At 41.1% G+C, this 11,493-nt stretch carries 12 protein-coding genes; 6 read left to right on the forward strand and 6 right to left on the reverse strand.

Translation table 11 applies throughout. The features are described from left to right. Positions 1-4 precede the first annotated feature (4 nt). Positions 5-427, reverse strand: coding sequence for a retroviral-like aspartic protease family protein (locus EHO58_RS12940; RefSeq protein WP_167483216.1), 423 nt, complete (start codon positions 425-427; stop codon positions 5-7). A 97-nt stretch (positions 428-524) separates the two neighbouring features. Between EHO58_RS12940 and EHO58_RS19795 the strand changes: the two genes are divergently transcribed. Beyond that, positions 525-659, forward strand: a complete 135-nt coding sequence (locus EHO58_RS19795) for a hypothetical protein (protein ID WP_280101465.1) — start codon at positions 525-527, stop codon at positions 657-659. Positions 660-899: 240 nt separating this feature from the next. On the opposite strand, the gene ruvA is transcribed toward EHO58_RS19795, so the two are convergent. The 3 genes from ruvA to EHO58_RS12955 form a co-directional block, all read right to left on the reverse strand. Then, positions 900-1,535, reverse strand: coding sequence for a Holliday junction branch migration protein RuvA (ruvA, locus tag EHO58_RS12945; RefSeq protein WP_167483224.1), 636 nt, complete (start codon positions 1,533-1,535; stop codon positions 900-902). A gap of 10 nt (positions 1,536-1,545) precedes the next feature. Continuing rightward, the gene (locus EHO58_RS12950) at positions 1,546-2,526 is read right to left on the reverse strand and encodes a hypothetical protein (RefSeq protein ID WP_135625917.1); all 981 of its coding nucleotides are present in this window, start codon (positions 2,524-2,526) and stop codon (positions 1,546-1,548) included. A gap of 94 nt (positions 2,527-2,620) precedes the next feature. Then, positions 2,621-3,727, reverse strand: coding sequence for an MBL fold metallo-hydrolase (locus tag EHO58_RS12955; protein ID WP_135680219.1), 1,107 nt, complete (start codon positions 3,725-3,727; stop codon positions 2,621-2,623). Positions 3,728-3,924: 197 nt separating this feature from the next. On the opposite strand from EHO58_RS12955, the gene EHO58_RS12960 reads away from it, so the two are divergent. Both EHO58_RS12960 and EHO58_RS12965 read left to right on the forward strand, forming a co-directional pair. Further along, entirely contained in the window at positions 3,925-4,866 is a 942-nt protein-coding gene (locus EHO58_RS12960) for a fatty acid desaturase family protein (RefSeq protein WP_135680220.1), read from the forward strand. 11 nt (positions 4,867-4,877) lie between these two features. Beyond that, positions 4,878-8,003 carry an efflux RND transporter permease subunit gene (locus EHO58_RS12965; RefSeq protein ID WP_135680221.1) on the forward strand — a complete coding sequence of 1,042 codons (3,126 nt, stop codon included), beginning with the start codon at positions 4,878-4,880 and terminating at the stop codon, positions 8,001-8,003. A 137-nt stretch (positions 8,004-8,140) separates the two neighbouring features. Here the strand turns inward: EHO58_RS12965 and EHO58_RS12970 are convergent, their stop codons facing one another. Continuing rightward, positions 8,141-8,620, reverse strand: coding sequence for a hypothetical protein (locus tag EHO58_RS12970; RefSeq protein ID WP_167483217.1), 480 nt, complete (start codon positions 8,618-8,620; stop codon positions 8,141-8,143). Then, positions 8,607-8,798, reverse strand: coding sequence for a hypothetical protein (locus tag EHO58_RS12975; protein ID WP_135625922.1), 192 nt, complete (start codon positions 8,796-8,798; stop codon positions 8,607-8,609). The genes EHO58_RS12970 and EHO58_RS12975 overlap by 14 nt, the downstream gene beginning before the upstream one ends. Before the next feature lie 104 nt (positions 8,799-8,902). Between EHO58_RS12975 and pyrB the strand changes: the two genes are divergently transcribed. The 3 genes from pyrB to EHO58_RS12990 are packed head-to-tail and all read left to right on the forward strand — an operon-like array spanning position 8,903 to position 11,430. After that, positions 8,903-9,829 (forward strand): aspartate carbamoyltransferase, encoded by a 927-nt coding sequence (gene pyrB / locus EHO58_RS12980; RefSeq protein ID WP_135615599.1) that lies wholly within the window; start codon positions 8,903-8,905, stop codon positions 9,827-9,829. Between the two features lie 10 nt (positions 9,830-9,839). Beyond that, positions 9,840-10,199, forward strand: coding sequence for a DUF2203 domain-containing protein (locus tag EHO58_RS12985; protein ID WP_135680223.1), 360 nt, complete (start codon positions 9,840-9,842; stop codon positions 10,197-10,199). 4 nt (positions 10,200-10,203) lie between these two features. Beyond that, entirely contained in the window at positions 10,204-11,430 is a 1,227-nt protein-coding gene (locus EHO58_RS12990; RefSeq protein WP_135680224.1) for an LL-diaminopimelate aminotransferase, read from the forward strand. Positions 11,431-11,493: the final 63 nt, after the last annotated feature.

Consider the following 11,493-nt stretch of genomic DNA (forward strand, 5'->3'; position numbering starts at 1 on the left):
AGATTTAAGCAACTAGTAAGTAAACCCTCATTTCTCCGTTGTAATCCGGATTTCCTTCTAAGATTTGTTTTTTAGGATTTGGATACAAATCTAACGTTTCTAAAGCAAGATATCCTAGTAGAGGAGGAGTCCCAATCGGCAGCTCCATGACTTCCATATTGCATTTTCTATCCCAAATCTTAAGTTGTATTGGTGAATAGACTTTTGTTTGGACCGTTCCATTTGCAGTGATGGCGGGTCTAGTATACATTGGTTGCAAACCTAAAATTTGGATCAAATCACCGGGAAGGCAAACCATAGAGGCCCCGGTATCTACAAGGAATTCGATTTCGACCTTACGGATCCTATCTTGGACTAAATTTCCGGATTTATACGCAAGCACGTCCGCAGTATTTTCTAATTCTGCTTTTTGATAAATCCTTCCCAAATCAATTTCCCCCGTGGAGAGATTCGAATGTTTTCAGAGTGATGTCAAATGGATTCTTTAGGTTTTTTGAATGTAGTGAGGAATATTGATTCCAGGAATGGAGAGGCGAAATTTAGGAAGTGGAGAATTGAATTTTGATTCCGAGTTCATTTGTGAAGAATCGAATGTTGGAATTCCAACATATGTTTTAAGTGGAAATTCGGATTGTAATTTAGGAAATTTTCATATATAGGAGAATTGCTTCTCCCACAAGCCCACCTCCTCCACCCGAACCAGGGCGGGGGCCGTTTTTAAAAATCCGCTTTCGATCAATCTTAGCGTATCAATTCAACTTATACTCGTTTGACTTTCGTCACCGACTCGCATTGCGGTCGTCTTCTCGCTCCCTATGGGTCGCTACGAAGGGGCGGGGGCGATCTTCACCCACATGTTGGAGTTCCAGCAACCGTTACATTTTGCACGATCAGGTTACTTAAAGATTTTTTAATATCTCTCGGATCAGTTCTCCCGTATCCGTAAAACTTTGTTTTTTTAGGATCTTCTCCACTTCTTTGAGAGCGGATTTATCTTCGAAACCGAGCTGAACAAGTGCTTGGACTGCAGTTTCTTTAAAACGATCTTCAGGGGAAGGAAGTTTTTCTTTGGAAGTTTCAGGGATTGAAGGATCTTCCGGACCTGCTTCTAAAAACAGTTCCAGTTTTTTGAGATTTTGTTTTACTTCGAAAAAGATTTTTTCAGAAGTTTTGGCTCTGACTTTTGGAATTTTTTCCAAGTCCTTTGCTTCTCCGGAAGAGGCGATCTTATGCAATTCCCAAGGACTGAAGAAGGAGAGCACTTTGAGTGCGGTCATTTCTCCGATCCCGTGTAGGCCCTTCATTACTTTAAAAAATTCTTTATCTCTTTCTTGTAGGAATCCGAAAAGTTTTTGTCCTCTTTCGGTGATGGAATGATGGATATGTAGTCGAACTTCTTTGGCGGAAGTTTGGAATTCTTTCAGTTCCCAATAGGTCTTGAATGAAATTACGATTTCATAAGTTACTCCATGAACATCTAAGTTCACGGAGCCTACTTCTAGTTTTCGAATGGAACCTTGTAGTCCGGAGATCATGTCGGGAAGTTTAAAAAGTGATGCCTGCGGAGGCAATCATTTCCACAAATCCGAAATTCTGTGTAGCACGATCCTTGGATTTTCCATTGGTGTAGATACTTGTAAGATCTATATATCCACCTTTTGCTCCGAATTCAAAGAAGAAGGATTTGAATAAGTCGATTCTAAGTGCTGAATATCCGGAGACCCCGTATCCGGAAAGGTGGAATCTATTATTATGACCTTCTCCAAATAGCCTTACATCACTTCTACAAACTACAGGTCCAGCTCCCACGGAACCTACTAAGCTAAGCGCGTTCTCTCCGTTTGGAGAAACCCAGAGCGGTGCTACGTAACCTACATCTACGAATAGATAATTTAGGCCGTCTGTATGTTCGAATTTCAGGAAATCGGGAGAGATATTGACTGTTTCCCCTCCATGATATCCTGCAAATTGATTTATATTATTCGGAAATAGTAATGCATAAGGAGCAGACTCGAAAGAAGTATGAAGCCTTGCCCATTCTATTGCATTAGGATCAATATATCCGCTGATGCTTGCGGCCTGTCCTCTGGACATTACATATTTCATATGATCTTGCCCGAATGCAATAAACAGATTATCTGTGAGATAATAGGTAAGTTTAAAATTATACTGAGGGATTTCCCAGAGAGAAGGATTCAGATAAACATCCGTAGAAAATTTTTCCGGTTTATCGCGAGCAACCACATCTTTTAATGTAAAAGAATATCCGGGCCCTTTGAAGTTGATATCACTTTGGGTATAAGAATCTCTATTATAACCCCATTGGAAAGACCAGCGACCTTTTCTTTGGTCCACTCTTCTTTCTTCTTTTTTTACTTGTTCCGGTTTTGAAGCCTCTTTTGCTTGAGCAAGTTGTAACGGAGTTAGTTTTTCTTCTCCCCCTACGGCAAATAGGGAAGTGGAGAAGGTCAGTAGTATTAAAATAATATAATGGACGAATGATGACGATCTAGTTTCGGATCTCATTTTGGGTGGAAGCCTCCGTGGGACACAGTTCTATGCCAGAATTCAGGAATAGTTCCGGGAGGCATCTTTTTTTCTTAGGATAAAAATTTCCAAATCATTCCAGGTCTATTCCGCTACCGATAGTCCAGGGTACAATTTTGACCCCGTCCTTATTCCCCCAGGAAATTCCATCCGTAGGTGGGTTGATCCCTTTTGTATCGGGAGAAGCAGGGAAGGATAACCTTTGTTTGAGGTCCAACATAGGCTCCTTAGGTAGATCATCTCCTAAAGGAAACGTTCCCCAATGGATGGGCGCGAATGATTTTGCATTCAAATCCTTGGTCGCCATCAACGCTTCTTCCGGTCCGATATGCGCGTATTTCATAAACCATCTAGGCTTATAAGCTCCGATCGGAAGAAGTGCAAGATCCACCGGTTTACCTAAACGTTCAGAGATATTTTTAAAATGAGAAGAATATCCGGTATCACCCGCAAAGTAGATGATCTTTCCCTGAGCTTCTAAAGAATAACTTCCCCAGAAATATTGGTTCGTGTCGGAGATCCCCATTCTACTCCAATGGTGGGCGGGTAGAAATGTGATCTTTACCGATTCCTTTATGCTGACCTGACCTAACTCTTGGGAAACAGTAGGGCCTAAATTTTCTTCTTCTGAAAATGATTTCATTCCGGAAGGAAGAAGTATTTGTAAGTTCGGATTTTTACTTCTTAAGTATCTTAATGTATCTCTATCCAAATGGTCTCTATGAGCGTGACTTACTACTACAAAGTCGATTGGAGGAAGATCCTCTTTTGGGATAGGTAGTTTGACCAGTCTGGTTACCAAAATTGGAGCATCAAAGATAGGGTCAGTCAGAACATTTACGGTTTTTCCATTTTTGGTAGAAGAGATCCAAACTGTAGCATGTCCGAACCATACCACTCTTACCTTTCCTTCCGGAGCGATTAGGTCTTTAGAGTTTCTTTCCAGCACTGTAGGAAGTTCTTCTGTGAGCCCTTCGACTGCAGGAGCATCTTTAGGTCCCCAGACTTTCCAACGTAGGATAGCCAAAGGAGACTTTCCCTGTAATTCTTCATCCGGATCTAAATTATGATATCTGCCTTCTCTATAACTGGGGGACTTTACCCTGTCCGGATCCAATGGAAAACAATAAAATAATGAAATTGCGAGTAGGAGAGTCGCGGAATGGAATATTAAACTCATATTGTTGTTTTGGACCTATTGTAACATTTTTGGAGCCTAATTTTTTCTAAAAGAATAGGGCTTAATCAATTTATTTCTATTCTTCCTGGCGATATAAGATGAATATATTTTTTTTTTTTTCAAACCGACCGATGTCGCCGAGTCTTTGTTTAACAGGTTGCTTGCAGAAAATTCAGCTCTAACCCGTTCTATCCTAAATGGAAGCTTCTATACAGATCAGGGACCTGCCATTTGCGAAAAATAGAATACTTTCGCTCGTGGTCATATTTTTATTTATCAGCTTCCATTTTTTGTTACCATTGGGACTATTATTTGGTGATTTTCCCTATTGGGCAGCTTGGGTTTTTGCCTCTGCTTTAGGACCGGTGTCCTATACTTTTTGGAATCTGATCCATGAAAGTATCCATGGGAATTTTTCGAATGAAAGAAAGCAGAATCATTTTTGGGGAAGGTTTCTTTGTATCGTGTTCGGGGCTCCTTATTCAGTTCTGAAATGTAGTCATCTGATGCACCATAAGTTCAATAGAGAACCCGGTGATCGGATCGAATTTTATGATCCAAATTCTCGAAAACCGAGATGGTTCCAGAGTTTGAATTATTATTTCAGAATTACTGTAGCGACTTACATTTTTGAAGTTGGGACCGGACTTTTACTTTCATTACCTTCTCGTTGGACAAAACCTATCGTGGATCGATTCATTGAGTATCCTATTGAAGAAGGTTTTTTTAAATGGATCTATCGGCCTGAAATTTTAGAAGAATTGAGAAAGGATATTTTTTGGATACTTACCTTCTATATTCCTTCTTTCTGGTTGTTTGGAAATAATTGGCCTTTGTTGGTGTTCCTACTTTTGAGTAGGTCTTTCTTTATATCATTTTTCGATAATGCGTATCATTACGGGAAAGAAATTAATGATAAAAATTCGGCCTTTAATTTAACTCTACCGAAAACGGTAAGTGCATTCTTCTTACATTTTAATTATCATAGGATTCATCATAGATTCCCGGGATGTTCCTGGGATCGATTACCGAAACAAATGGAGGTTTGCGGAGAAACCTGGGACAAAAGTTTTATGAAACAAGCATGGAGCCAATGGGGCGGGCTCTTAGAACCTTTGGATGGAAAAATTTCTAAATAAAAAGAAAACATATGAGAACGATAATACAATCTTTCATTCACAATAGACTCTTCATGTATTTGGGAGTCATATTCATTGTTGCCGCGGGGGGAATGTCTCTTTGCGGTTTACGTAGGGACGCTTTTCCGAATGTGGATATGAAGCAACTCGTGATCACCACAAAATTCCCGGGAGCTTCTCCTGCGGATGTGGAATTACGGGTAACGTATCCTATTGAGGAGAAAATCAAGGAGATAGACGGTATAGATGAGATCCGTTCCTTCTCCCGTAACTCCGTTTCGGACATAGACGTTCGTGTAAGCTTAGAGGAGAAAAATCCGGAAAAAGTTTTGGATGAGATCCGAAGAGCTGTAGACAACGCAATTTCCGATTTTCCTGTGCAAGTCACCGAAAAACCTAAAATTACGGAAAGAAAATCGGGTTCCTTCCCGATCATGGACTTTTCCGTTTATGGTGGTAAGGACGAGATAGAACTTCATACAATCGCGGAATTTATAGAACTGGAATTAGAAAAGATCCCAGGAATTGCCAGAGTAGACGTATTCGGAAAACGTGATAGAGAATGGCATATACTCGTTAACGCCGACAGATTGAAACAATACCAATTGGATCTTTCCGATATCACAAGAACGATCCGTACTCGTAATATCAATTTACCTGCCGGTTCCGTGGATTCGGAAAACGCATTTGATCTTAGGATCGACGGAGAATTTAAACAACCTTCCGAGATTGGTAAAATCCCGGTCAGGACAAATGATATATTCTCCACTGTTCGTATAGGAAATCTTGCAAGGGTAGAAGATACATTCGAATATCCTCGATTTCTTGCGATTGCAAATGGACAGCAGGGTTTGATCCTTTCCGTGATCAAAAAAGAAAGAGCGGATGCGATCGAAGTTGCTGATAATGTCCAGGCTCGATTAAAGGAACTTGAAAAAATCTATCCGGAAGGGATTAAAACATTCAAATTAAATGATGAGGCTAAAAGAACCAAGAACAGATTGAATGTGGTTTCTTCCAATGCGCTCATCGGATTTTTGATCGTTTTTGGGATCTTGTTTTTGTTCTTAGATTTCAGAACTGCAACTCTGACTTCTATGTCATTACCTCTTTCGATGCTAATGACATTTGCGGCACTTCCTTTCTTCGATGTTTCTTTTAATATGATCTCTATGATGGGACTTATCATCTCACTCGGGATGCTTGTGGATAACTCCATCGTAATTTCGGAAAACATCTATACCTATTTAGGTGAGAAGATGGATAAAACATCTGCCGCCTTGAAAGGAACTACTGAGATGTTGGTTCCGATCTTCGGATCTTATCTTACTACCGTGGCTGCATTCCTTCCTATGTTATTCATGGCAGGGATCATGGGAAAATTTATCTGGCAGATCCCGCTCGTAGTGATCATTGCATTAACTGCGAGTTTGATCGAGTCCTTCTTATTTCTTCCTTCTAGAATTGCGGCTTTCGCTAAAACTCCGGATGAATTGAAGAGGTCCTCCAAGTTCAGAAAATCCTTGGATGCATTCTTTGCAAGAATGGAAGAAAGGTTTTCAGATTTCGTAGCTTTGACGATCCGAAATCGAAACAAATCATTCTTCGCGATCATATTCATAGTTATGGGTTCTTGCGGTGTAATGTCCCAAATGGACTTTATTCTTTTCCCGAAAGAAGATATTGAGATCTTCTTGATCAAGGCGGAGTTTCCTCCTTCTTCTCGTATCTTCCAAACTAGAGATAAGATGAAGTATATGGAAGAGATCTTGAAGAAAATCCCTAAAGAAGAATTGGTAAGCTATTCCACCAAGATCGGAGTGCAACAAACAGATCCAGATGATCCATTATCCAGATTTGGAGAAAACCTGGGAGTGATCATGGTATATCTCACTCCAGAATCCCAAAGGGTGAGAAAGGCATCTGAAATATTGGCTTCTATCGAGGATGATATACGAAAAACTCCAGGGCTTTCAGATGTATATCTGGAAGAAATGGCAATGGCACCTCCGATCGGAGCGCCGATTACGATCGGTGTACTCGGAAAAGATTATGAAGTGCTCAAAAAAGTTTCCGCTGATCTGCAATCTTTCTTAAAAGGGATCAAAGGTGTACATTCAGTTCGTGACGATTATAGGAATGGGCGAAAACAGATGTACATCCAGCTCGACGAAGGACTGGAAAGTTTTACCGGAGTGTCTACCTTCTCCGCAGCAAATATGCTTAGAACGGCGTATGATGGAGAAAGAGCGGGTAATGTCCGGCAAGGTAAAACTAAAATTTATCTAAGAGTGATGTATGATAAGAACTTCCGTAAAAATCCGGAAGAAGTCAAAAGTATTCCTCTTAGGAACAAGGCAGGAAATATCACCAACCTTGCAAAAATTTCCAGAATGGATCTGAAGGATTCCCCTGAATTACTTTCCCATAGGGATTTTGAAAGAGCTGTCACCGTGAACGCGGATATCAAGATCGAAACAGGTATGACTTCCAGAGAAGCCAACCAAAAGGTGATCGACGAGTTCAAACCTTTGATCGAAAGACAATATCCTGGAGTTTCTATCGTATTCGGAGGAGAGGAGAAGGACACACAAAGATCCATGGCCTCTCTCGGGAAAGCGGGACTCATCGCCTTACTCGGGATCTTTATCATTCTTGCATTAACTTTGCAGAATGTGGTAAGGCCTATACTGATCTTGAGTACAATCCCACTCGGATTTGTGGGGATCGTAGCAGGATTCGTATTATCCGGAAAGGCATTCAGCTTCTTAGCTATGATCGGTATCATAGGACTTGCGGGAGTTCTAGTAAACGCATCCATCGTGCTCGTGGATTGTATCGATTCGATACGCAAATCTTCCAATGCACCTTTGGATGATATCTTACTCGAAGCAAGTCGCAGAAGGTTCCGTCCTATTTTGCTAACTACCCTGACTACTGTTGCGGGACTTCTTCCTACAGCATATAGTGTGGGTGGATCGGATCCGGTATTGATCCCGATGACTTTAGCATTAGGTTGGGGACTTGGATTTGGAACTCTGGGAAGTTTACTCTATGTGCCTGTAACACTTTCGGTGTTTTCCCATTTGAGAGCCAAGTTGGGTTTTACTACTAAGCCCGTACCTAAGCACCATTAAGAGGAAAGTCTCAGAGTTTTAAGAGACTCTGAGATATTTTTACACAGAGATGCGGGGCCGCAGAGAATTGTGATGTAGGAGTTCCTACATCGCGACTCTCTGTAAGCTTTAGTATTCTCTATGCGAAACTTTTAGATCTAAAGTTTATTCTGTTCTTCTAAAATTGCTTGGAGTTCTGCGATCGCTTCAAAGTCTTTTGGGCGGCCACTCGCTTTTTTAAGTTCGATCAATTTTTTCAGTCCGATACATTTACATTTTTGCCCGAAAATTTCGAGATCAATCGTATCATTTTTTAAACTTTCATAATTTCCGCCAGGCACTTCTGCCAATAGATCTATATCACCTAAGTCAGTGCTTAGAGTGAAATTTAAACCGGAGGAAAGAGTTCTTTCATCAAAATGAAAAGGTAAATTCGGTGGTGCACCTCTTAAATGAGGATGCAATGAGGAAAACATTTCGGATATTTTTTTCCGGTTTTCTGAAGATCTAGAATACACAAGGTCAATATCTGTAGTTAAGCGAGAAGAACCGAAAGCCGTAGCGGCAAGACCACCGATCAAAATATAATCTACGCCGGCCTTTTCTAATAGCTCGAGAATTTTCTCAAATTTTGTCATTACGAGATTGTATCCATTTCTGTCCTGCTCGCCTTGTTTCTTCGGCGACCAGTTGGAGTTCCTCTAATTTCCGGATACGTTCTGTTGGAGTTAATTTTAGATTTTCCCGGATTAAGGTCCGATCTATATCATTCTTATATAGATCTATAATTTCTTGAATGGAATCTTTCTCAGGCATGGGAAACTTGTACTAAAGATACTCTTCTACAAACGTTGGGAAAGCCTTTTTTAAACGACTAAATCTCTTGCCTCCGAGTCCGGTCGGATCAATCTGTCCAGAAAATGGCGTACGAGCATAAGAATATCCTGGATACGGACCAGTTCTCCAAAGAGGATCTGGACTTTTTAGTCGAGAGAACTCGAGAGATGGAAAGGCTGGTGGAGCAAAATAAGGCCTTTGGGATTTTAGAAGGTAAACTTCTAGCTTCTCTTTTTTTCGAAGCCTCTACAAGGACGAGACTTTCATTCGAAGCCGCCATGGAAAGATTGGGGGGAAGGGTAATCTCCACAGTAGGTTTCCAATTTTCTTCCATCTCTAAGGGTGAGACCTTATACGATACCATGAAAATGGTAGAAGCTTATGCAGATATCGCAGTGATCCGACATCCGGTCGAAGGTTCTTCCAGAATAGCGGCGGGCGCAGTTAAAATCCCTGTCATCAATGCGGGAGATGGAGCGGGACAACATCCCACTCAAGCACTTCTGGATCTATACACTATCATTTCCGAAAAAGGAAAATTAGACGGACTCACTCTTGCATTTATCGGCGATCTGAAATATGGAAGAACGATCCATAGTTTGATCAATCTACTACGTCATTATAAAGTTCATCTCTACCTGATTTCTCCGCCTGAACTTTCTCTTCCTGAGTCTTATAAGAAGGGACTTGCTGGATTCCCTATCACTTTCGAAGAGTCCGACGATATCAAAAAAGTTTGGGAATGCGATATCGCGTATGTGACTCGCATCCAAGAAGAAAGATTTCCGGATCATAAAGAATACGAAAGACTAAAAGAATCCTTCAAGTTGAACAAAGAATTGATACTTGCATCTAAAAAAGAGACTACTGTTCTTCATCCTCTTCCGAGAGTGAACGAACTTTCTACGGATGTGGATGATCTTCCGAACGCAGCATACTTCCGTCAGGCAAAATACGGAGTCGTGAGCAGAATGACGTTACTCTGCCTTTCATTGGGCGTTCGTTTTTAAACGGAGTAAAATGGAACGTAAGATCTGGACATACGAAGAAGCTCGTAAAATTCTACCATATGTCAGATCTATCACGGAAGAATTTTACGAGACCGTGGGAAAGGTTCACAAAGAACTGAAAAACGGTTTATACCGAGAGAATGAACAAGAAGCCAGAGAAGCCAAAGTTGAAGAACTATTGGTGGAATGGTCCGGAAAAATCCGGGAACTTGGTATAGAAGTCAAGGGGCTTTGGCTCGTGGACTTCGATAACGGAAAAGGTTATTATTGTTGGCATCTGGGAGAAGAGGACCTTCTTTTCGAACACGGATACGACGAGGGTTTTGCAGGACGCAAACCGATCCAAAACATAGACGAGGATTACGAATAATTCAATGGCGAATATAAACGAAAATTATCTGAAATTAAAAGCGGGATATCTTTTCCCGGAAATAGCAAGAAGAGTAAAAGTTTATTCTGAAAAACATCCTAACTCAAAGATCATCCGACTTGGTATCGGTGACGTTACTCTTCCTTTGGCTCCCTCCGTTGTGGACGCACTTGTTTCTTCTTCCAAAGAAATGGGAACTTCTGAAGGATTCCATGGATACGGACCTGAACAAGGATATTCTTTCTTATTAAAAGCGATCGCAGAGAATGATTATGCACCTCTCGGTGTAAAATTGGACGAGAGCGAAATTTTCGTATCCGACGGATCCAAATGTGATTGTGGAAATATCCAAGAAATATTCTCCCAGGATGCAAAGATTGCGATCGGAGATCCTGTATATCCGGTCTATGTGGACACGAACGTAATGGCAGGAAGAACAGGAGAAGCTGGTCCCGACGGAAGATATGCCAATCTTATCTACATGCCTTCCACAAAAGAGAACGGATTCCAACCTGATTTCCCTAAAGAAAGACCGGATCTGATCTATTTATGTTTTCCTAATAATCCAACCGGAACAGTTGCTTCTAAAGAATCACTCAAGGCTTGGGTAGAATACGCTAAAAAGAATAATAGTATTATTCTTTATGATTCTGCATACGAGGCATTCATCTCGGAACCTGGAGTTCCAAGATCCATTTACGAGGTAGAAGGAGCTAGAGAGGTCGCGATAGAATTCCGCTCCTTCTCCAAAACCGCAGGATTTACCGGACTTCGTTGTGCTTATATAGTGATTCCTAAAGAATTAAAGGGAAAAACAAAAGACGGCCAGGAAGTTTCCATAGGACAACTTTGGAGCAGAAGACATACCACAAAGTTCAATGGTGTTTCCTATGTGACCCAAAAAGCGGCCGAAGCAATCTATTCTCCTCAAGGTAAAAAAGAGATCCGAGCAAGTATCGATACTTATATGAGTAATGCTAAGTTGATCCGAGAAGGATTGATCAAAGCAGGATACGAAGTATTCGGAGGGGTGAACGCTCCTTATATCTGGCTCAAAACCCCGAATAATCTCAGCTCTTGGGACTTCTTCGACCAATTATTAGATAAGGCCCAAGTGGTAGGAACTCCAGGTTCAGGTTTCGGACCTGCGGGAGAAGGTTATTTCAGACTTTCCGCCTTCGGCAAAAAAGACGATGTGATCGAGGCAATCCGTCGTATCAGCGCTCTCTAATCAGGGCGCTTTTTCCTCAAAAAAAAGAGAATATACATTTTGAAACCCTGCCGATAGACTACT

The organism is Leptospira selangorensis, from assembly GCF_004769405.1.
GTDB lineage: Bacteria > Spirochaetota > Leptospiria > Leptospirales > Leptospiraceae > Leptospira_B > Leptospira_B selangorensis.